The sequence below is a fragment of the Quadrisphaera setariae genome, assembly GCF_008041935.1.
GTDB classification, from domain to species: Bacteria; Actinomycetota; Actinomycetes; order Actinomycetales; family Quadrisphaeraceae; genus Quadrisphaera; species Quadrisphaera setariae.
In genome coordinates, this window is the sequence record NZ_VKAC01000009.1 from 17,077 (window position 1) to 38,043 (window position 20,967).

20 protein-coding genes and 2 pseudogenes are annotated in these 20,967 nt (G+C 75.8%); 19 read left to right on the plus strand and 3 right to left on the minus strand.

What is annotated here, in order from left to right; translation table 11 throughout:
- Positions 1 to 44 precede the first annotated feature (44 nt).
- The 3 genes from fdxA (at position 45) to FMM08_RS15095 (ending at position 2,962) form a co-directional block, all read left to right on the plus strand.
- Complete coding sequence (gene fdxA / locus FMM08_RS15085; RefSeq protein ID WP_147927219.1) at positions 45 to 371, plus strand: ferredoxin; 327 nt, start codon at positions 45 to 47, stop codon at positions 369 to 371.
- Positions 368 to 1,555, plus strand: coding sequence for a succinyldiaminopimelate transaminase (dapC, locus tag FMM08_RS15090; protein ID WP_147927378.1), 1,188 nt, complete (start codon positions 368 to 370; stop codon positions 1,553 to 1,555). Before fdxA ends, dapC begins: the two co-directional genes overlap by 4 nt.
- A gap of 87 nt (positions 1,556 to 1,642) precedes the next feature.
- Entirely contained in the window at positions 1,643 to 2,962 is a 1,320-nt protein-coding gene (locus FMM08_RS15095) for a citrate synthase (protein WP_147927220.1), read from the plus strand.
- Between the two features lie 189 nt (positions 2,963 to 3,151).
- On the opposite strand, the gene FMM08_RS15100 is transcribed toward FMM08_RS15095, so the two are convergent.
- Together FMM08_RS15100 and dapD are read right to left on the minus strand one after the other, a co-directional pair.
- The gene (locus tag FMM08_RS15100) at positions 3,152 to 4,156 is read right to left on the minus strand and encodes a hypothetical protein (protein WP_187279777.1); all 1,005 of its coding nucleotides are present in this window, start codon (positions 4,154 to 4,156) and stop codon (positions 3,152 to 3,154) included.
- 38 nt (positions 4,157 to 4,194) lie between these two features.
- Positions 4,195 to 5,250, minus strand: a complete 1,056-nt coding sequence (gene dapD / locus FMM08_RS15105; RefSeq protein ID WP_147927221.1) for a 2,3,4,5-tetrahydropyridine-2,6-dicarboxylate N-succinyltransferase — start codon at positions 5,248 to 5,250, stop codon at positions 4,195 to 4,197.
- A gap of 132 nt (positions 5,251 to 5,382) precedes the next feature.
- Between dapD and dapE the strand changes: the two genes are divergently transcribed.
- Together dapE and FMM08_RS23725 are read left to right on the plus strand one after the other, a co-directional pair.
- On the plus strand, positions 5,383 to 6,603 hold the full coding sequence (dapE, locus tag FMM08_RS15110) for a succinyl-diaminopimelate desuccinylase (RefSeq protein WP_147927222.1): 1,221 nt from the start codon (positions 5,383 to 5,385) through the stop codon (positions 6,601 to 6,603).
- Between the two features lie 104 nt (positions 6,604 to 6,707).
- Positions 6,708 to 7,532: pseudogene (locus FMM08_RS23725) on the plus strand (YihY/virulence factor BrkB family protein); the annotation flags it as partial.
- 60 nt (positions 7,533 to 7,592) lie between these two features.
- On the opposite strand, the gene FMM08_RS15120 reads toward FMM08_RS23725, so the two are convergent.
- Positions 7,593 to 8,558 carry a LysR family transcriptional regulator gene (locus FMM08_RS15120; RefSeq protein WP_147927224.1) on the minus strand — a complete coding sequence of 322 codons (966 nt, stop codon included), beginning with the start codon at positions 8,556 to 8,558 and terminating at the stop codon, positions 7,593 to 7,595.
- Positions 8,559 to 8,691: 133 nt separating this feature from the next.
- On the opposite strand from FMM08_RS15120, the pseudogene FMM08_RS23730 reads away from it, so the two are divergent.
- From FMM08_RS23730 to FMM08_RS15190, 14 genes and pseudogenes are all read left to right on the plus strand, one after another.
- Positions 8,692 to 9,963 (plus strand): annotated as a pseudogene (locus tag FMM08_RS23730) (MFS transporter); the annotation flags it as partial.
- A 68-nt stretch (positions 9,964 to 10,031) separates the two neighbouring features.
- Positions 10,032 to 11,459 (plus strand): FAD-dependent oxidoreductase, encoded by a 1,428-nt coding sequence (locus FMM08_RS15130; RefSeq protein ID WP_147927226.1) that lies wholly within the window; start codon positions 10,032 to 10,034, stop codon positions 11,457 to 11,459.
- Between the two features lie 132 nt (positions 11,460 to 11,591).
- A complete protein-coding gene (locus tag FMM08_RS15135) occupies positions 11,592 to 11,861 on the plus strand; it encodes a hypothetical protein (RefSeq protein WP_147927227.1) in 270 nt (89 codons plus the stop codon).
- Positions 11,862 to 12,203: 342 nt separating this feature from the next.
- Entirely contained in the window at positions 12,204 to 12,836 is a 633-nt protein-coding gene (locus tag FMM08_RS15140) for an LOG family protein (RefSeq protein ID WP_255472433.1), read from the plus strand.
- Positions 12,833 to 14,077: a DUF7668 domain-containing protein gene (locus FMM08_RS15145; protein WP_147927228.1), complete on the plus strand. Its 1,245-nt coding sequence runs from the start codon at positions 12,833 to 12,835 to the stop codon at positions 14,075 to 14,077. Before FMM08_RS15140 ends, FMM08_RS15145 begins: the two co-directional genes overlap by 4 nt.
- A gap of 31 nt (positions 14,078 to 14,108) precedes the next feature.
- Positions 14,109 to 14,468, plus strand: coding sequence for a hypothetical protein (locus FMM08_RS15150; RefSeq protein ID WP_147927229.1), 360 nt, complete (start codon positions 14,109 to 14,111; stop codon positions 14,466 to 14,468).
- An 82-nt stretch (positions 14,469 to 14,550) separates the two neighbouring features.
- The gene (locus FMM08_RS15155; RefSeq protein WP_222710821.1) at positions 14,551 to 14,943 is read left to right on the plus strand and encodes a DivIVA domain-containing protein; all 393 of its coding nucleotides are present in this window, start codon (positions 14,551 to 14,553) and stop codon (positions 14,941 to 14,943) included.
- 1 nt (position 14,944) lies between these two features.
- On the plus strand, positions 14,945 to 15,406 hold the full coding sequence (locus FMM08_RS15160) for an SRPBCC family protein (protein ID WP_147927230.1): 462 nt from the start codon (positions 14,945 to 14,947) through the stop codon (positions 15,404 to 15,406).
- Positions 15,403 to 16,692: a hypothetical protein gene (locus tag FMM08_RS15165; RefSeq protein WP_147927231.1), complete on the plus strand. Its 1,290-nt coding sequence runs from the start codon at positions 15,403 to 15,405 to the stop codon at positions 16,690 to 16,692. The genes FMM08_RS15160 and FMM08_RS15165 overlap by 4 nt, the downstream gene beginning before the upstream one ends.
- Positions 16,693 to 16,829: 137 nt before the next feature.
- Positions 16,830 to 16,997: a DUF3117 domain-containing protein gene (locus FMM08_RS15170; protein ID WP_109772666.1), complete on the plus strand. Its 168-nt coding sequence runs from the start codon at positions 16,830 to 16,832 to the stop codon at positions 16,995 to 16,997.
- A 2-nt stretch (positions 16,998 to 16,999) separates the two neighbouring features.
- Positions 17,000 to 18,727 carry a leucyl aminopeptidase family protein gene (locus FMM08_RS15175; protein ID WP_222710822.1) on the plus strand — a complete coding sequence of 576 codons (1,728 nt, stop codon included), beginning with the start codon at positions 17,000 to 17,002 and terminating at the stop codon, positions 18,725 to 18,727.
- Positions 18,724 to 19,455 carry an O-methyltransferase gene (locus tag FMM08_RS15180; protein ID WP_255472435.1) on the plus strand — a complete coding sequence of 244 codons (732 nt, stop codon included), beginning with the start codon at positions 18,724 to 18,726 and terminating at the stop codon, positions 19,453 to 19,455. The genes FMM08_RS15175 and FMM08_RS15180 overlap by 4 nt, the downstream gene beginning before the upstream one ends.
- Before the next feature lie 86 nt (positions 19,456 to 19,541).
- A complete protein-coding gene (sigE, locus tag FMM08_RS15185) occupies positions 19,542 to 20,156 on the plus strand; it encodes an RNA polymerase sigma factor SigE (protein ID WP_147927232.1) in 615 nt (204 codons plus the stop codon).
- Between the two features lie 115 nt (positions 20,157 to 20,271).
- Positions 20,272 to 20,937, plus strand: a complete 666-nt coding sequence (locus FMM08_RS15190; protein ID WP_147927233.1) for a twin-arginine translocase TatA/TatE family subunit — start codon at positions 20,272 to 20,274, stop codon at positions 20,935 to 20,937.
- The last annotated feature ends 30 nt before the right edge of the window (positions 20,938 to 20,967 follow it).

Genomic DNA, 20,967 nt, shown 5'->3' on the forward strand with positions numbered 1-20,967 from the left:
ACCTCCGCTCGTCGCAGCGGGCGGTCGGGTGGAACACTGGGGCTGTGACCTACGTGATCGCGCAGCCCTGCGTCGACCTGAAGGACCGCGCCTGCGTGGAGGAGTGCCCGGTCGACTGCATCTACGAGGGCAGCCGGTCGTTGTACATCCACCCCGACGAGTGCGTCGACTGCGGCGCCTGCGAGCCGGTGTGCCCCGTGGAGGCCATCTACTACGAGGACGACGTCCCCGCGCAGTGGGCCGACTACACCACCGACAACGCGGCCTTCTTCGACGAGATCGGCTCCCCGGGCGGCGCTGCCAAGCTCGGCGCCATCTCCAAGGACGGCCCGCTCGTCGCGGCGCTGCCCCCGCAGGAGACGGGCCACTGAGCGGCTGGTCCGCGCGGGTCGGCGGCGGGGCCTCCCGGACCGGCGGCCTGCCGGACTTCCCCTGGGACACCATCCGCGAGGCCGCGCAGCGCGCCCGCACCCACCCCGACGGCATCGTCGACCTCTCCGTCGGCACCCCCGTCGACCCCACGCCGGAGGTCGTGCAGCGCGCCCTGCGTGACGCCGCGGACGCCCCCGGGTACCCGCTGACGGCCGGCACCCCCGCACTGCGCGAGGCCGCCGCCGGCTGGGCGGCCCGATCCCGCGGCGCTGTCGGCCTGGACCCGGCGGCCGTGCTGCCGACCGTCGGCTCCAAGGAGCTCGTCGCCTGGCTCCCGACGCAGCTGGGGCTGGGCCCCGGCGACGTCGTCGTCATCCCCGAGGTCGCCTACCCCACGTACGACGTGGGGGCCCGCCTGGCGGGCGCGCGCGCCGTCGCCGTCCCCCCGGGCGGCTGGCCCACCCCGGACGAGCTCGCGGGAGACCGCGTGCGCCTGGTGTGGCTGAACAGCCCCTCCAACCCCACGGGCGCCGTGGCGGGCGTGGAGGAGCTGCGCGCCAGCGTGCAGCGCGCCCGTGACGAGGGCGCTGTGGTCGCCTCCGACGAGTGCTACGCCGAGCTGGCCTGGGACGTGCCCGAGGTGCCCTCGGTGCTCGACCCCCGCGTCGCGGGCGCTTCCCACGACGGCCTGCTGCTCGTGACCTCGCTGTCCAAGAGGTCCAACCTCGCCGGCTACCGCGGGGCGGTGGTCATGGGGGACCCGGAGCTCGTGGCGCACCTGCTCGGCGTGCGCAAGCACGCCGGCATGATCGTGCCCACCCCCGTGCAGGCCGCCGTGGCGGCGGCCTTCAGCGATGACGAGCACGTCGCCGTCCAGCGCGAGCGCTACCGGGCGCGCCGGGCCGTGCTGCGCACCGCCCTGGAGGGCGCCGGCCTGCTCGTCGAGCACTCCGAGGCCGGCCTGTACCTGTGGACCCGCTCCGCTGACAGCACCGACGGCCCTGACGGCGCCGCTGGACCGACAGGCCGCGAGCTGCTCGACCGCCTGGCCGGTGTCGGCGTGCTCGTGGCCCCCGGGGACTTCTACGGACCGTCAGCGCGCGCTCACGTCAGGGTGGCCCTGACGGCGTCCGACGAGCGCGTCGCGGCCGCCGCTGCACGCCTGGGCTCCCTCGCCAGGTAGCGTCCCCCCGGCAGCACCCACCGGGCGACGCCCGTCGTCCCGTCCGCTGCACCCGTCCCTCCACCCCCGACGACGAGGAGCCGAGCCATGACCGACCCCGCGACCGGCCCGCTGACCGCCGTGCCCGCGGAATCGCCCGTGGCCCTGGTCCACCCCGGGGGCGTCCTGCCGCTGAACGTGGTGCCCGCGGTCGACGGCAACGACGGGCTCGACGTCTCCGGCCTGCTCAAGCGGACCGACTACGTCACGCTCGACCCGGGCTTCGTGAACACGGCCTCGTGCCAGAGCGACATCACCTACATCGACGGTGACGCCGGCGTGCTCCGCTACCGCGGCTACCCGATCGAGCAGCTCGCCGAGCACTCCACGTTCGCCGAGGTGAGCTACCTGCTCATCAACGGCGAACTGCCCACGGCGCCGCAGCTGGAGGACTTCACCGCGCGGATCAACCGCCACACGATCCTCCACGAGGACCTCAAGCGCTTCTTCGACGGCTTCCCGCGCGATGCACACCCGATGCCGGTGCTCAGCTCGGCCGTCTCGACGCTGTCGACGTTCTACCAGGACTCCCTCAACCCCAAGGACGCCGCGCAGGTCGACCTGTCGACCTTCCGCCTGCTCGCCAAGCTCCCCACCATCGCGGCGTACGCCTACTCCAAGTCCACGGGGCGTCCGATGCTCTACCCGGACAACTCCAAGGGCCTGGTGGAGAACTTCCTGCGGATGACGTTCGGCTGGCCGGCTGAGCCCTACGAGCCCGACCCCGAGATGGTCAAGGCCCTCGACCTGCTCTTCGTGCTCCACGCCGACCACGAGCAGAACTGCTCCACCTCCACGGTCCGCATGGTCGGTTCCTCCGGTGCCAACCTCTTCGCGTCCGTCTCCGCAGGCATCCACGCCCTGTCGGGTCCCGCGCACGGCGGCGCCAACTCGGCGGTGCTGGAGATGCTCGAGGCGATCCACCGCGGCGACGACGACGCCGACTCCTTCATGGCGAAGGTGAAGGACAAGCGCGACGGCGTGCGCCTCATGGGCTTCGGGCACCGCGTGTACAAGAACTACGACCCCCGCGCCGCCATCGTGAAGAAGACGGCCGACCGGGTGCTCGCCCGCGCCGACAACCCGCTCCTCGACATCGCCAAGCGCCTCGAGGAGATCGCCCTGCAGGACGACTACTTCGTGCAGCGCAAGCTCTACCCCAACGTCGACTTCTACACCGGCCTCATCTACCAGGCCATGGGCTTCCCGACGCGGATGTTCACGGTGCTGTTCGCGCTGGGCCGCCTGCCGGGGTGGATCGCGCAGTGGCGCGAGGGCGTCACCGACCCCGCCATGAAGATCAACCGGCCGCGCCAGGTCTACACCGGTGCCGGCGAGCGGAGCTACGTGCCCGTCTTGGAGCGCTGACCCGCCAGGTCTCGACCCGCGGCACCGCGCAGGAGGGCCGTCCCCGACACCCGGGGGCGGCCCTCCTGCGCGTCCGTCCTCGTCGTCGTCCCCCCGTCCTTCCCGCACTTGCCGAGGAAAGTGCGGGAAGGACGGGGGCGTTGGCGCACTTGCCGAGGAGAGTGCGAGAAAGATGGGGTTGAGGCGGGGCTACTCGAGCCGGCCGCCGGCGACGAGGACGACGGCGGCGCCGGCCGGTGCCAGGCGCTCGCGGTCGGCCTCGGGCACGTCCACCCAGCCGTCGTCGGGACGGTCGCGGCGCCACTGCTTCCCGTCCGTCCCGACCGCCACCACCTGGAAGTCCGCGGCGTGGGCGACCGCCCACTGCGCGGCGGACCACCCCGTGCGCTGCTGCGCGGCGTCCCCACCACCGGCCACCGGCGTGCCGATGAGCGCCCCAGCGCCCTCGTCGGCCGGGGCGACGGCCACGCCGTTCCCGCGCTCGCGCCCGAAGGCGTCCACCAGCGGCTGCGTGCGCGGCCAGTACCCGTCCGCCGCCGCGGCCTCGGCCGAGGAGTCGGGCACCGGGCGCAACCGGCACGTCAGCGCGGCGGGGGAGTACCCGGTGAGCGCGGAGGCGTACGCGCGGCCCTCGGGCTCGTGGTCGGCGTAGGCGTCGGGGAACGCCGAGCGCTGCACGCGCTGCGCGACCACGGTGATGGGCGCGTCGGCGTACCCGTCCACCTTCTGCAGCACGTCGAGGAAGGCGTTGGTGGAGTAGACCGGGTCCTGGATCTGCTCCGGCGTGCCCCACCCCTGGGAGGGGCGCTGCTGGAACAGGCCCAGGGAGTCGCGGTCTCCGTAGGTGATGTTGCGCAGCTTGCTCTCCTGCACGGCCGTGGCCAGCGCGATGGTGGCCGCGCGCGCGGGCATGCCGCGCTGCTGGGTGACGGCCGTGATGAGGGCCGCGTTGGCGGCCTGGTCCGGCGCCAGGTCGTACTCGGCGGCGCCGTCGCCCTCGCCGCTGACGGCGGTGCACCGCTCGACCACCACGGTGCTGCTCGGCGCCACCTGCTGCACCGCCACCCACGCCCCGCCGGCGAGCACCGCCACCACCGCCCCCGTGCCGACCAGGCGTCCCAGGGCGCGGCTCCCGCCCCCGCCGCGCCGGGGCGGCGGGGGAGCGGGGCGGCGGCGCTGCTGCACGGTTGCCATCGCGGTCTCGGGCTCTGGGGGGAGCAGGCCGGGCGGGGTCAGTTGGCGTGCAGGGCGTCGTTGAGGACGACGGCGGCCTTGGTCAGCGCCACGGCCTCGACGGCGCCGGAGGTGGAGTTGCGGCGCAGCAGCAGCCCGTCGCGCCCGGACAGCTCGCGGGCCTTGACGACGACGGCCTCGTCACCGGGCTGCCAGCCCTCCGGCGCGCTCGCGACCGCGAGGTCGCCGGTGAGCACGACCTTGGTGCCGGCGGTGACGTACAGGCCGGCCTCGACCACGCAGTCGTCGCCGAGGGAGATCCCGATGCCGGCGTTGGCGCCCAGCAGCGAGCGCTTCCCCACGGAGACGACCTGCGTGCCGCCACCGGACAGCGTGCCCATGATCGAGGCGCCGCCGCCGACGTCGCTGCCGTCCCCGACGACGACCCCCGCCGAGATGCGCCCCTCGACCATCGAGGCGCCGAGCGTGCCGGCGTTGAAGTTCACGAAGCCCTCGTGCATCACCGTGGTGCCCTCGGCGAGGTGGGCGCCCAGGCGCACGCGGTCGGCGTCGGCGATGCGGACGCCGGTGGGCAGCACGTAGTCGACCATGCGCGGGAACTTGTCGACGCCGAAGACCTGCACCGGCCCGTGGGCGCGCAGCCGCAGGCGCGTCTGCTCGAAGCCGGCCACGGGGCACGGGCCGCGGTCGGTCCAGACGACGTTGGCGAGCTTCCCGAAGATCCCGTCGAGGTTGATCGTCCGCGGCGCCACGAGGCGCGCCGACAGCAGGTGCAGGCGCAGGTAGGCGTCGGGGGCGTCGGCGGGCGGGGCGTCGAGGTCGACCTCGGTGCGCACCACGTGGGTGCGCACGCCGCGGGCCGGGTCCTCGCCCTCCAGAGCGGCCAGCGCGGCCGGCACGGCGTAGGGGCCCGCGTCCTCGGGGGCGGCGCCCAGCGCGGGGGAGGGGTACCAGGTGTCGAGCACCTGGCCAGCGGCCCCGTCGACCGCAGCCGTCGTGGCCAGGCCGTAGCCCCAGGCCCTGCGGGGGCTGTCGGTGCTGGTCGCGTCCGTGCTGGCGTCCGTGCTGGCTTCCCGGCTGACTTCCGTGCTCATGAACCACAGGGTAGGTGCGGCTGGGACGCGTGTGGCGAGGTTGCCCACCCCGGGTCGCGCGCCGCCACCGACCGGGTGGCCCACCGAGCGCGATCACCGACGGGGGGCGGTGCGCGCCGTAGGGTCGTCGCCGTGAGCAGCACCCCCGGGCGGAACCTCCAGCCACCACCCGAGCGGCAGCTCGACCTGGGCGGAGACGTGGTGGACCTGGCGGCGGCCGTCTGCGACGTCGAGTCGGTCAGCGGCAGGGAGGGGCCCCTGGCCGACCTCGTGGAGGCGGCGCTGCGGCACCTGGGCTCCCCGGAGGCGGGCGGCAGCGCCCACTACGAGGTCCTGCGCGACGGCGATGCCGTCGTGGCGCGCACGCGCCTGGGCCGCGCCGAGCGCGTCGTCGTCGCCGGGCACCTCGACACCGTGCCGCTGGCCGGAGGTGACGTGCCGTCCCGCCGGGAGGTGGTGGACGGCGTGGAGCGGCTCGTGGCCCGCGGCGCCACCGACATGAAGGGCGGCGTGGCGATGGCGCTGTCGGCGGCCGCGGCCGTGGCCGACGTCATGGCCGCCGACCCGCGCCGAGTGGTGCGCGACGTCACCTGGGTCTTCTACGACCACGAGGAGGTCGACTCCGCCCTCAACGGCCTCGGCCGCCTGGCGCGCCGGCGCCCGGACTGGCTCGCGGGCGACGTCGCCGTCCTCGGGGAGCCCACCAACGGGAGCATCGAAGGTGGCTGCAACGGCACCCTGCGCGCCGAGGTGCGGCTGAGGGGCAGGGCGGCGCACTCGGCGCGCTCGTGGGTGGGCGTCAACGCCGTCCACCTCGCGGCCCCGGTGCTGGCGCGCCTGGCCGCGTACGAGGCCCGCAGCATCGACGTGGACGGGCTGGTCTACCGCGAGGGCCTCAACGCCGTCGGCATCAGCGGTGGGGTGGCGGGCAACGTCATCCCCGACGCCTGCACCGTCACCGTCAACCACCGCTTCGCGCCGTGCTTCTCCCCCGAGCAGGCCGAGCAGCACGTGCGCGAGGTGTTCGCCGGGCTGGAGGAGGAGGTCGGCGCCGAGGTGGTGGTGGTCGACGCCGCTCCCGGCGCGCGCCCCGGCCTGGACCACCCCGCCGCCCGCGACTTCGTGCAGCAGGTGCTGGAGCGCAGCGGCCGCCAGCCCGTGGCCAAGCTCGGCTGGACCGACGTCGCGCGCTTCTCCGAGCTGGGCGTCCCGGCGGTGAACTTCGGCCCCGGTGACCCGCTGCTCGCGCACACGGCCGGCGAGTGGTGCCCGGTCGAGGAGGTCCGCGAGTGCCGCGAGGCGCTCCTCGCGTGGCTGCTGCCGACGACGACGACCACCGCGGCCGGCCGGTAGCCGGGGCCGTGCCCCCGACGCGGCTCGTCGTCAGGCTCCAGGCCCCCGCCCAGCGGGCCACCTGGAGGCTGCGCGGCCGCAACCCCGTGGCGGTGGCCGCGCGGGTGGCCCTGCGGGCCTCCGGGCTGCGCCTGGGCGGGCGCGCCGCGGAGATGTGCTTCTACCTGCTGCTGTCCGCCGTGCCCCTGCTGACCGCGCTCGGGACGGGGCTGGGGCTCCTGGGCCGCTGGCTCGACCCCGACGCCGTGGGTGATGCGCAGGCCTTCCTCGTGCAGCTGCTCGACGCCGTCCTCAGCCCGGCCCTGGCCGCCAGCCTGGGGGCGCCGCTGGTGCGCGAGCTGCTGGCGCAGGAGCAGACGGGCTTCGCCGTCGGGTCCGCGCTGGTGGCGCTCGTGGTGGCCAGCCGCGTGGTCCGCTCGGCGCTGCGGGTGCTGCGCGAGGGGGAGACGCCCGTGGAGGAGCGGCGGCCGGTGCTGCTGTTCTTCCTGTCGTTCGTGCTGACGTTCGTGGCGGTGCTGGCCGGGGCGCTCATGCTGCTGGTGCTCGTGGTGGGGCCGCTGTTCGGAGGCGGGGAGCGGCTGGCCGCGGCCCTGGGCGCGGGCGAGGTGTTCGCGACGGTGTGGGCGGTGGGCCGGTGGCCGGTGCTGCTGCTCGTGGTGGCCGCGGGGCTGGCGACGCTCTACCGCGTGGGCGCGCCGGTGCGCGTCACGTGGCGCTCGGTGGTGCCCGGTGCGGTGCTCGCCACCGCGGCGCTGGTCGGCCTCGTGGTGGCCTTCCGGGCCTCGCTGGCCGTGCTGGGCGCGCCCGGGCCCACCACCACCTCGGGTGACGAGGCCGTGCAGGCCGCAGCCACCGTGGTCGGGGCCCTGGTGGCGGCGATGCTGCTGGGCTGGTTCGGCAGCGGTGTGGTGCTGCTGGGCGGTCTGGTCAACGAGGAGTGGGCGGCCGCGGGGGCAGCCGGCGCACCCGGGGACGCTCTGCCGGGTGCGTCAACCGGTGACGGCTGGCGGACCGCTCGCGAGGACGGCGGCCACGAGGGCGCGCGAGGCGGGCCGGTCAGCGGTGCGCGGGTTGGTGAGCAGCACCAGGTCGATGGTGCCGAGCTCGGGCAGCCGGACGACGGGACCGTCGCCCCGTCCGTCGGCCAGCCGGTCCGCCCGCCTCTCCGTGCGCAGCGCTGACAGCTGCAGCGGCACGAGGCTGCGCGGCACCGCCGAGACGCCGATGCCCGCGGCCACCGCGGCGATGAGCCCGTTGGTGCCGCGGCACAGCGCCGCGGTGCGGTAGGCCGTGCCCGAGCGCTGCAGGGCCTCCTCCATCGCCGTCCTCGCCAGCGACGGAGGCGGGTAGAGCACCAGCGGCACGGGCGCGTCCGGGTCGATCCTCGTGGTGGGTGTGCCGACCCACGCCATGCGCTCGCGGCTGACCAGCTGCTCGGGGATCTCGGCGCCGGTGGCGTGGCGGTTGGCGTCTCCCGCGGCGGGACGCCGGCCCACGTACACGTCGAGCCGGTCGGCGGCCAGGCGGCGGTGCAGGGTTCCGGACTGGTCGACCGTGAGGTCGAGGTCGACCAGCGGGTTCTCGCGGCGGAACTCGCGCAGGATGGCGGGCAGCCGCGTGAGGGCGAGGTCGTCGGACATGCCCATGCGCAGCCGTCCGTGGGCGCGCTGCCCGCGGAAGTAGGCGGTGGCGCGCTCGTGGGCGGCCACGATCTCCTGCGCGAGGCCGATCATCGCCTCGCCGTCGGGGGTGAGCGAGACGGTGCGCGTGTCGCGCAGCACCAGCAGCCGGCCGGTGGCGGCCTCCAGCTTGCGCACGTGCTGGCTCACCGTGGGTTGCCCCACCCCCAGCCGCGCGGCCGCCCTCGTGAAGCTGCGGGCCTGCGCCACGGCGAGGAAGGAGCGCAGCTGCACGACGTCGTACCCGGCCTCGCCAGCACGTCCCTGCTCGCTCATCACGGTCCATGATGCCAGTGAGAGCACCGATCGGCTCCGATGATGCTGCGGAGCGACCCCTCCGCACGAGAGGCTGGTGTCCGGCAGCAACGGTCCGTGACCGGGCGTCCGCCCGCGGCTGCCGCCCCCACCCATGACCACTCCGGTCGGTGCTGCCCGCCGACCTCCGGAAGAGGCCCCCTTGGCTGCCCGCGCCCTCGCGCCCCTGGCCCACCGCCCTTACCGCACCTACCTCGCCGGCCACGCCGTCGCCAGCACCGGCGTGTGGATGCAGAACATCGCCACCGACTGGCTCGTCCTGGAGCTCACCGGCAGCCCCGCCGCCGTCGGCATCACCATGGCCTGCCAGTTCGCGCCCGTGCTGCTGCTCGGGCTGCACGCCGGGCAGCTGGCCGACAGGTTCCCCAAGCGGACCCTGCTGATGCTCACGCAGGCCGCCTTCCTCACCCTCACCGCCACCATCGCGCTCGTCACCCTCACCGGCGTCGCCACCGCGCCGCTCGTGTGGGCGCTGGCCCTGGTGACGGGCTGCGTCACCGCGGTGGACGGACCCGCCCGGCAGGCGTTCGCCGGCGAGCTGGTGCCCGCTGAGCACCTGCGCGGGGCGGTCTCGCTGAACTCGGCCGTCTTCCAGACCTCGCGCCTGCTCGGACCGGCCGTGGCCGCCACCCTCATCAGCACGGTCGGCACCGGGTGGGCCTTCGCCGCGACCGCCGTCTGCTTCACCGCGCCGCTGGTCGCGCTGGCGCGGCTGCGCCCGGCCGACCTCCTCACCCGGTCAGCTGCCGGCCCCTCCCGCCCGCCCGGAGCCCCCCGCGACCGCGGCGGGGTCCGCGACGCGCTGGCGCACGTCCGCCAGCGCCCCCACGTCGCCGTCACGATCGTGCTGGTCGGCGTCGTCGGCACCTTCGGCCTGAACTTCCCCGTGGTCCTCACGGCCATGGCCACGGACGTCCTCCACGGAGGGCCGGAGCTCTACGGCGCCTTCAACACCGCCCTGGCCCTCGGCTCCACCGCCGGGGCCCTCGTCGCCGGCACGCGCGCCACCACCCGGCTGCGCCTCATCGTGGCCGCCTGCCTGGGGTTCGGGGCGCTGCAGGCCGCGGCGTCGCTCGCGCCGAACGCCGCCGTGCTGCTCGTCGTCCTCGTGGCCGTGGGGCTGGTCAACCTCGCCTTCCAGGCGATGGCCAACTCCTCGGTGCAGCTCTGGGTGGACCCGGAGCTCCGCGGACGGGTCATGGGCCTGTACCTGCTGGCCTTCGTCGGCGGAACCCCGCTGGGCGCGCCGCTGGTCGGCTGGATCACCGAGACCTGGGGCGCCCGGGTCGGGCTGGCGTTCTGCGGGCTCGTGCCGGCCGGGGCGGCCGTCGTGGTCGCCGTCCTGCTGGCCCGCCGGGTGGGCGTCCACCCGCGCGCTGCGGTCGGACGGGTGGTCGCCGCGCGCGCCGGCGATCTCCGGATAGCGTCGAGCGCATGGCTCCCGGCCGCTCGCGCGTCGTCGTCGTCGGAGGTGACGCGGCCGGCATGGCGGCGGCCTCGCAGGCCCTCCAGCAGGCCGCTGCCCGCGGGCGCGACCTGGAGGTCGTCGCGTTCGAGCGCGGCAGCGCCACGTCGTACTCGGCGTGCGGCATCCCGTACTGGGTCGGTGGGGTAGTCGGCTCGCGCGACGAGCTGATCGCCCGCACCCCGGAGGAGCACCGCCGCCGCGGGGTCGACCTGCGGATGGGGACCGAGGTGGTGGGCCTCGACCTGGCCGCCCGCACCGTCGCCTGGCGCAGCCGCGAGGGCGAGGGCACCGAGGCGTTCGACGAGCTGGTGCTCGCCACCGGCGCGGTGCCGCGCCGTCCCGACGCGCCCGGCTTCGACGCCGGCCCGGAGGCCGGCGTGCACGGCGTGCAGACCCTCGACGACGGGTCAGCGCTCATCGCCGACCTCGACTCCGGGCGCGTGCGCCGGGTCGTGGTGGTCGGGGGCGGCTACATCGGGCTCGAGGTGGCGGAGGCCTGCGTGGTGCGCGGCCTGCACGTCACCGTGGTGCAGCGCGGCGACACGCCGCTGGGCACCGTCGACGACGACATGGGCGCCCTCATCGCCGAGGCCGTGCGCGGCGAGGGCGTGCACCTGGTCACCGGCGAGGAGGTGTGCGGGCTCGAGCTGGCCCCCGCCTCCGAGGGCGGGCGGGACCTCCCCGCGCGGGTGAGGGCCGTGCACACCGCCAGCGGTCTGGAGCTGCCGTGCGACCTCGTGGTGCTGGGTCTGGGCGTGGTGCCCGCCGTGGCGCTCGCGCGGGAGGCCGGGGTGCCCTTGGGGGAGTCGGGAGCCGTCGCCGTCGACGTCGCCCAGCGCACGCGCGCTGACGGGGTGTGGGCCGCGGGCGACTGCACCGAGGTCCGCCACCGCGTCTCCGGCCGCGGGGTGCACGTCCCGCTGGGCACGCACGCCAACAAGCAGGGCCGGGTGGCGGGCATCAACCTCGGTGGCGGGTACGCGACGTTCCCGGGCGTGGTCGGCACGGCCATCACCAAGGTCTGCCGGGTCGAGATCGGGCGCACCGGCCTGTCCACCGAGGAGGCGCGCGCCGCGGGCTTCCAGGTGGTGACCACCGCCGTCGACTCCACGACGACCGCCGGCTACATGCCCGGTGCGGAGCCCGTCCGCGTCAAGCTCGTCGCCGACGAGCGCAGCGGGCAGCTGCTCGGCGGCCAGGTCGTCGGGCGCTCCGGTGCCGGCAAGAGGATCGACGCGCTCGCCATCTGCGTGTGGAACGCGATGACGGTCGAGGAGGTCCTGTCCCTCGACCTCGCCTACGCCCCGCCGTTCGCGCCCGTGTGGGACCCGGTGCTCATCGCCGCGCGCAAGGCGGCGCAGGCCGTCGAGGCCGCCTGCCGGCGCGACGGCTGACCACCGCCCCGGAGAGGCCTGGCACCACCGGCTCGCCGTCCTCCGGCCGACACACCGGCGCCACGCACACCGGGCTGCACATCGTCCGTCCGGGGGCTGGCGCGGCGCTGTGAGCAGGAGTGATGATCTGCCATGCGCGTCGTCCCGGCCCCCGCCCGCAGCGCGGTCGTGCGCGACCGCGACCGCTCCGCCCGCGCCCTGCGCGTCACCACCCACCCCGACGCCGCCCTCGTGGTGCTGTCCCTGTGGGACGGCGACGTGTGCACCACCACGCTCCGCCTCGACCCGGAGGACGCCGCCGACCTCGTGCGCGCCCTGACCGACGCAGCCGTCGCCGCGGCCCCCCGGCGTCCGCTCTCGCCGCACGGTCCCACCACCGGCGAGATCGCCGCCGCCAGCTGACCGCCCGCCGCCGGTGGTCGCCGCTCCCGGCCGGCCGCTCGACGCGTCCTCGTCGCCCGAAGTCCTCCTTCCCCCCGACGATCACGCACCTGTGCGCCACATCGGTGGGGACCCCCAGTGCCGGTGGGCAGCCTCGGGCCCGGGTCACGTCCCCGACGCGGCACTCAGCCTGCCCACCGGCACCCAGGCTGCCCAGCCATCCGCGGCGACGTGACGCTCAGGCGCATGATCGCCGGTGGACGAGAGGCCGAGGAGAGGCCGGCCGGGCGAGGGGTGGGCTCGGGCGGGTGAGGCTCGGGCGTCTCCCGGTGCGCGACAGGGAGCGGCTGGCAGGGTGTGATCGTGCCCGCGATCGCCGTGTACTGCTCCGCCTCCGAGCGGATCGACCCCGTCCACGTCCAGCTGGCCGCTGACGTCGGCGCGCTCATCGCCGCCCGCGGCCACTCCCTGGTCTCCGGGGGCGGCTCGGTCTCGATGATGGGCGCCGTCGCCAAGGCCGTCCGCGAGGGCGGCGGGCGCACCTACGGCGTCATCCCGCGCGCCCTCCTCGAGAAGGAGGTCGGGGACCGCTACGCCGACGAGCTCGTGGTCACCGACGGCATGCGCGAGCGCAAGGGCCTCATGGACGACGCCGCCGACGCCTTCGTGGTGCTCCCCGGCGGCCTCGGCACCCTCGAGGAGCTCATCGAGGTGTGGAGCTCGAAGGCGCTCGCCATGCACGCCAAGCCCGTGGTCGCCTGCGACCCCACGGGCGTCCTCGACCCGCTGCGCCAGGCCGTCGACACGCTCGTGACGAGCGGCTTCGTGCAGCGCGCCGCCGCCGACGAGGTCATCTGGACCAGGAGCGCCGCGGAGGCCCTCGACGCCGTCGAGGCAGGCCTGGCCGCCGCAGCCGGCGCTGCCGCGCAGCCCTCCGAGGCGGTGCACACCCAGGAGGGCCTGGAGTCGGGTGCCCCGAGGGACGGGGACGGGTGAGCAGGGCCACCGACGAGGAGGCCCTCGCGGACGCGCGCTGCCTGGTGTCGATGGTGGTCGACTTCCTCGCCGAGGGTGAGTGGGAGACCGTCGCGAACCTGACCTCGGGGCAGCGCCTGTCGGCGGACCAGCTCGAGGCCAGAGTCCGGGACCTGCCCTTCCCCCTGGTGCGGATGCCAGCCGGTGCGGTCGACGAGATCGAGGTCGAGCCCGCTGTGCCGAGGCCCGCGAAGACCCCCGGGAAGCGCCAGCGGCGCCGGTTCGCCGCCGTCGCACCTCTGTGGACGGCGGCGGGCAAGAGCCGCTGGGTGCTCGAGCTGACCGTCCGCGAGCTGAGCGGTGGCTTCCTGGAGGCGCAGGTCGACGGTCTCCACCCCGCTCTCGAGGGGGCCCCGGACCACCTGCCGCGGGCTGCGGAGGGCGAACGGGCCATGGAGCTCAAGAGGGCCAAGAGGGCCAAGAGGGCCAAGAGGGCCAAGAGGGCCAAGAGGGCCAAGAGGGCCGAGAGGGCCGAGAGGGCCGAGAGGGCCAAGAAGGCGGAGCGCGCTGGTGCGCGCAAGCAGGACGGCAGGCCGCGCTGGAAGACGCGCGCTGCTGAGGTGGTGGGGCGGGTGCCTGTCGACGGGGCCGGTCGTGCGCTGCACTCGGGGGACGTCGTCGCCCAGCTCCAGCTGTGCCTGGACGACGTGCGTTCGCAGCTGGAGCGGGAGCGGCTGTCGCTCGCCGACATCCACGAGATCGCGGTGCGCACCAGCGACTTCCCCGCTGCCCGGGCTCAGGCCGAGGTGCTGGGGCGGTGGCAGCGGGAGCATGGGGCGTGGGAGCGGACCTCCTTCGAGGTCGTGGACGCGCTGGAACCCGGCGGCGCGGTGGTCGAGGTGGAGGTCCACGCGACCCACTACGAGCTGGTGGCCGGTGAGCTGCCCGAGACGACACCGAACACGTCGGTGCCCGAGCACCTCCGACCTGCCCTGCGCGCCGAGCTGGACGCGCTCGCACGCGGTGACCGGCCAGACCACCTCTACTGGGTGGAGGAGTACGGCGACGACGGCGCGACGCTCGTCGTCCAGCCGGAGGCGATCTGGGACCACCGCGAGACCGACGCGTCACAGCAGGACGACGGCAGCTGGTGGGTGGTCCTCCCGCTGTGGACTGAGCTGGAGTGCCCGAGCGACCTCAGCGCTGAGGTGGAGATCGACCTGTCTGGAACGGTGATCATCCACACCGTCCACATCATGTAGCGGTTCAGCAGCGTGAGCCGAGGAGGTGGTGGTGATGGGCTTGTCGGTGGGGATCTACGACGAGGACAGCCCTCCGCGGAAGACGAAGACCCGCCTGAAACCGACGGCGGTGCAGGTGGACGTCCTCGACGCCGAGCTCGAAGACGTCCTGGAGCGCTTCTACGTCCACGACCCGGCACGCCTCAGCATGCCGGTGTTCTCGCGCTGGAGCCCGATCGGCCGCGACTGGCGCCTCACCGCCTCAGAGCTCGATGACCTGGCCGCCGAGCTCCGGAGGGTCCTCACCAGCGCAGAGCCGGGTAGCGACACGGCGAGGATGCTCGAGCAGCTGCTGGCGATGGCCGAGCGGGCCCTCGCTGAGGGCCTGGTCATGTGCGTCAGCCCGGACTGAGCGGCCGGCAGTGCGGCGGTGACCGGCTGCGGGCCGCACCGTCACGCGGGCCGCGGCCACGATCGTCTGGCAGCATCGCCGCGTGAGCCTCGTCCTGCTGCTGCTGGCGGTGGCCGTGGTGGGGGTGGTGGTCGCCGTCGCGGCGGGCCGCCTGCCGGCCGGCATGCCCGCCGCCACGCCGAGCAGCCCGCACCGGCCGCTGCCGCCGCGTCCCCTGGAGCCCGCCGACCTCGACCAGGTCCGCTTCTCGGTGGTGCCCCGCGGCTACCGCATGGACCAGGTCGACGCTGTGGTGGACCGGCTCCGCGTCGAGCTGGCCGAGCGGGACCGCCGCCTCGAGGCGCTCACCGCAGCCGTCAGCACCCCGCTGGCCGGTGGTGGACCCCGCTACGGCGCTCCGGCCCCGCCGGTGAGCCCCGATCCCAACCCGGCCCCCGCCCAGAGCTGGGCCCTGACCCGCGAGGAGGGCAGCTGACGTGGCCCGCTTCACCGCCCACCGCGAGGTGGCCGCACCCGCTGACGTCGTGTGGGAGCTGGTCACCGACTGGTCCCGCCACGGCGACTGGATCCCGCTGACCACCATGACCGTCGACCGTGACACCGGCGGTGCCGGCACCCGCTTCACCGGCCGCAGCGGCGTTGGCCGCCTGGCCTTCGACGACCCCATGGAGGTCACCTCCTGGGACCCGCCGACGCCCACCCGGGCCGGCACCGCCGCCATCGACCACCGCGGCTCCCTCGTGCTCGGCCACGCCGAGGTCCAGGTGGTGCCGCTCCCGGGTGACCGGTGCCGGCTGCGCTGGACCGAGGACGTCTCCCTGGTCAGCAGGAAGCTGTCGCGCGCGATCACGCTGCCGATCGCCGTCGGCGGTCGTCTGGCCTTCGGCAGCACGCTGAAGAAGGTCGCCGCCGAGGCCGAGGCGCGGGCCGCCCGGTGAGCGCGGGGCGCGCGAGCGCTCCGCCCGACGGCCGGACCACCGGCCTGCTCGACGTCCTGGCCAGCACCGGCCTGGCGGCGCGCGACCGCGCCGGCGCGGCGCTGTCCGGCGCGGGCGGTCGGGTCTGGACGCGGTTCTGCCTGCTGCCGGGATGGGCGCAGGCGCTCCTCGTGTACGCCGCCACCCGGCTCTTCGCCGGGGTCGTCACGGTCTGCGTCGCCCGGTTCCAGGCCGAGTCGGTGTGGACGCCCGCCTCGCCGTCGTACGCGGTGATGTCGGCCGACCTCTGGGACGCCACCTGGTACCGCAAGATCGCCGAGGGCGGGTACCCCCTTCCCCTGCCGCGCTCCGAGGACGGCGCCGCCGCGCAGAGCGAGTGGGCCTTCTTCCCCGCCTACCCCCTGCTCGTGCGGCTGCTCATGGCCGTGACCGGTGGCAGCTGGGAGGTGGTGGCGCCGACCACCGCGCTGCTGGTCGGCGCGGCCGCCGCCGTCGTCCTGAGGCGCCTGTTCGCCCGCGTGGCGGGGGAGGGCGCGGCCCTGGCGGGGCTGCTGCTGGTGCTCTGCGCGCCAGCGGCGCCGGTGCTGCAGTACGCCTACACGGAGTCCCTCGCCCTGCTGGCGCTGTCGTGGGCCCTGCTGGCGCTGGTCGAGCGGCGCTACGGCTGGTGCGTGCTGGCGGTGCTGCTGCTGGGCGCCACCCGGGCCGTCGCGCTGCCGTTCGCCCTGGTCGTGCTGGTGCACGCGGTCGCGCGGTGGCGCGCGGAGGGCCGTGGGGTGCCCGTGCGCGACCGGGTCGCGCTGGTGGGGCTCCTGGCCGCCAGCGGTGTCGCCGGCCTGGCCTGGCCGGTGGCGGTGGGCGTGGCCACCGGGATCCCCGACGCGTACACGCAGGTGCAGTCGGCCTGGCGCAGCGGCCGCGTGGTGTGGGTGGAGCCGTGGTTCCGGGCGTCCTCGCAGCTCTTCGGCGACGTCGCCGGCCCGGTGGTGCTGGTGGTCTCGCTGCTCGCGCTCGTGTGGTGGTGCACCGGTCCCGCGGCGCGCTCGCTCGGGCCGGAGCTGCCCACCTGGGTGCTGGCGCAGCAGGCGTACCTGCTCGTGGTGCTGGACCCGTGGACGTCCCTGTTCCGCTACCTGCTCCTCCAGGTGCCCGTGGCGCTGCTCATCGCCGTCCAGGTGCGCTCGCGCGCGGCCGTGGGGGCGTGGGCGGTGGCCGGTCTGGCGCTCCAGGTGGTGTGGGTCGCGTGGCTGTGGAGGTTCTCGCCGCCGTCGGACTGGCCGCCGTGACCTGCGGGACGCGGCCGAGTGGTGGACGCCTCGGTTACCGGTCGTCGGCCGCCGATGGGATGATGGTCACAGACCGCGGGCGCTCCGGCGCCCGCTCCCACCGATGGCGTGCCTTGCACGTGGAAGGGGTGTGCCGCATGGCTGCCATGAAGCCCAGGACTGGTGACGGTCCCCTGGAGGTCACCAAGGAGGGGCGGGGCATCGTCATGCGCATGCCGCTCGAGGGCGGTGGCCGCCTCGTCGTCGAGATGAACCCCGACGAGGCCAACGCCCTCGGCGACGCGCTCAAGACCGCCGCGGGCTGAGCGTGGCCGGCGCGCCTCCCCCCTCGGCGCCGCCCGCGCTCGACCCGGGCGCTGACCTGCAGGTCGGTCCCCGCACCGACCGCCCGCTCCCGCGGGTGGAGGTCATCGCCCCCCTCGACGTCCCCGACGCCACCGGCACCGCCGGTGGCGTCGGTGGTGTGAGCGGGCTCAGCGGCTGCTCCCTGCTCGTGGTGCCCGTCGGCCGTGCTGCGCGCGGCGAGGGCACCCCCGAGCACGCACCCGGTGACGACGACGGCGGAGCCTCCGACCGCGTGGCGCTCGGCGCCGGCTCCGCCTGGGCCGCGACCGCCGCCGGGCTCGACCTGGTCGAGGTCTGCCGCCTGGCGCGCTGGCGCGCCGCCGCCGGCACGTCACTGCCCGTGCACGGCGCCCGCCTGACGGGTGACCCACGCGACGGCGACGGCGCTCCCGTGCGCCTGGTGCTGCTCGGCACGGGCTCGGGCTCCGCCCGGGACCTGCGCCGCGCCGGCGCCGCGCTGGCCCGGACCGCCCGCGGCCTGGACCGCGTCGCCACCTCCGCCGCCGCCGACCTCGACGACGACGGGCTGCGCGCCCTCGCCGAGGGGCTGCTGCTGGGCTCGTGGTCACCGCCGCGCACCGGACTGCAGGACGGCCCCGAGCCGGCGGTGCGCACCGCGGTGCTGCTCGGCGCCCCGTCCGGGCACGAGCGCGCGCTGGCCGCCGCCTCGACCGCCGCCGCCGCCACCTGGCGCGTGCGCGACCTCGCCGCGACCCCGTCCTCCACCAAGACCCCGGTCTGGGTGGCGGGACAGGCCCGCGCCCTCGCCGCCAGGGCCGACGTGGCCCCGGGCAGCGGGACGCTCGAGGTGTCGGTGCTCGACGAGGAGGACCTCGCACAGCGCCGCGCCGGGGGCCTGCTCGCCGTGGGCGCCGCCTCGCAGCACCCGCCGTGCCTCGTCCGCGTCGACTGGACGCCGGCGTCGTCGTCGCCCCCGCCCTCGGAGGCGGGGGAGCGGGGCCGGGTCGTGCTGGTGGGCAAGGGCATCACCTACGACACCGGGGGCCTGGCGCTCAAGCCCCGCGAGTCGATGGTGGCCATGAAGACCGACATGGCGGGAGCGGCCGTGGTGCTCGCCACCGTCGTGGCCGCCGCCGAGGCGGGGCTGCCCCGCCCGGTCACCGCGCTGCTGCCGCTCGCCGAGAACGGCCTGGGCGCCGCCAGCTACCGCCCCGGAGACGTCATCCGCGTGCTGGACGGCACCACTGTGGAGGTCGACAACCCCGACGCCGAGGGCCGGCTGGTCCTGGCCGACGCCCTCGCGCTGGCCGACGCCGAGCTCGACCCGGAGCTGCTGCTCGACGTGGCCACCCTCACCGGCGCCGCGACGCTGGGCCTGGGCCGCCAGCACGCCGCGCTCTTCACCGACGACGACGCCCTCGCCGCCGCCCTGGCGGCTGCCGGCGAGGCGACGGGGGAGCGGGTGTGGCGGATGCCCCTCGTGGACGACTACCGCCCCACCCTCGACTCCGAGGTCGCCGACCTGCGGCACGTGCCGTCGTCGCCGGCGCCGGGGGCCGGCTCGGTCACCGCCGCCCTGTTCCTGCGCGAGTTCGTGGGGCAGCGCCGCTGGGCCCACCTCGACATCGCCGGTGTCGGCCGCTCCGAGAAGGAGCAGCACGAGGTGCCGCGCGGCGCCACCGGCTGGGGGGCGCGCGTGCTGCTGCGCCTCCTCGAGGACCTGGCGTGACGCCGGCCTTCCCGGGCCTGCCGGGCGCCTCGGGCAGCGGGGCCCAGGGTCCGGCGGTCCCGGCGCCCGCGCGCCGGGCCCCGGCCACCTCGGCGAGCGGCTCGAAGGCCGGAAGCTGGCAGTACGCCGAGCACTTCGTGCCCGAGTCCGAGGCGGTGGAGCGGGCCCGCACCCGGGCCCGCGAGCTGGGGATCGCCGCGGTGGGCAACGGCGCGGGAGCGCTGCTGCAGACCCTGTGCGCCGCCGTCGACGCGCGCGCGGTGGTGGAGGTCGGCACCGGCGCGGGCGTCTCCGGGCTGTGGATGCTGGGCGGGATGCCTCGCGACGGCGTGCTGACCACCATCGACGCCGAGGCCGAGCACCTGCGGGCAGCACGCACGGCGTTCGCCGAGCTGGGGGTGCGCAGCGGGCGCATCCGCGGCATCACCGGGCGCGCCGTGGACGTGCTGCCGCGCCTCACCGAGGGCGGGTACGACCTCGTGCTCCTCGACGCCGACCCGATCGGCACCGCGGCCTACCTCGAGCGCGCGGTCCGGCTGCTGCGCCCGGGCGGGGTGGTCGCCCTGCACGGCGCGCTGTCGGCCGACCGCGCGGGCGACCCCGCCCAGCGCGACCCGGTGACCACGGCGGTCCGTGAGCTCTCCCGGGCGCTGCGCAGCTCCCCGGACCTGCTGCCGGCCCTCGTGCCCAGTGGCGAGGGACTGCTCCTGGCGGCGCGTCGCCGCTGACGCGCCGCCGGCGTCTCCGTGACGAGTGACCCGGCTCACACCGGCTGCCCAGGACGTTGCCAGGAAGGAGCGGCAGAGTGGGACGCATGTCAGCGCAGGCGGCCGAGCAGCCGTGGACGCCGCCCTCGTGGGAGGAGCTCGTCCGCGAGCACTCCGCACGGGTGCACCGTCTCGCCTACCGCCTGACCGGTGACCGCGACGACGCCGACGACCTCACGCAGGAGGTCTTCGTCCGCGTCTTCCGCTCCCTCGACTCCTACGTGCCCGGCACCTTCGAGGGCTGGCTGCACCGCATCACCACCAACCTCTTCCTCGACCAGGCGCGACGCCGCCGCCGGCTGCGCTTCGACGCCCTCACCGAGGAGATCGCCGCCCGTCTGCCCGACCGCGGAGCCGGCCCGGAGCGGGCCTTCGAGGCGGGTCGCTTCGACGTCGACGTGCAGGCGGCTCTCGACAGGCTCTCGCCGGACTTCCGGGCCGTCGTCGTCCTCGCGGACGTCGAGGGGCTGACCTACGAAGAGGTCGCGGAGGTGCTCGGCGTGAAGACCGGCACGGTCCGCTCTCGCCTGTCACGAGCCAGGGCCCAGCTGCGCAAGCACCTGGAGCACCGCGCGCCCGTGCGCCCGGCGGCGCCGCCCGCCCGACGCGCCGGTCCCCGGGTGCTGGGGGGCCCCGGACGGGTGGTTCCGCTCGTCGGCTGAGGTCTGGGAGCACCCGTGAAGTGCGGGTGCGGCCCCTGCACCTCCCCGGCGGGGGCAGGATGGTGCCCGGTGTCCCGGTCTGCGGGGCCCGGTGCGGTGAGCGAGGGAGCAAGCTGTGTTCGGCATCAACCCCGGCGAGTTCGCGGTGCTGCTCGTCATCGCCCTCATCGTGGTGGGCCCTGAGCGGCTCCCCAAGTACGCCGCCCAGCTCGGGCGGATGGTCCGTGAGGGCCGCAAGATGGCGATGGGCCTGCGCGAGCAGGTGCGCGGCGAGCTCGGCCCGGAGTTCGACGACGTCGACTGGAAGAAGCTCGACCCCCGCCAGTACGACCCCCGCAAGATCATCAGAGACGCGCTGACGGACAGCCTCGAGGACGAGGACGAGCCGCCCGCCCGTCCCGCGCCGAAGCCCGTGAGCAGTGGCGGGCCTTCGCCCGTGACCGGTGCTGCGGTGGCCGCCGGGGCCGTCGGGGCGGCTGGCGCCACCAGCGCGGCGGCGACCGGTGCGGGCAGCAGCAGCAGCAGCACCCCACCGGGAGCCGGCATGCCGTCGGTCAGCCCCGCCGACAAGCGACCGGCCAGTGCGGCGTCGCCGGCGGAGGCCGCAGCCGTGGGGCGCACCGAGGACCCCGCCTCCGGTGCGTCCGCTCCCCCCAGCAGCGACCCGGCGCCGGCCCCTTCCGACCTCGACGCCTCGGCGCAGCCCGAGGGTGCCGACGCCCCCGCCGTCCCGATGGCCCGCTCCTCCACGGGCGCCCCCGTGGACCTCGAAGCCACCTGACGACCTCGCCGACCTGACGGGCAGCGGCGG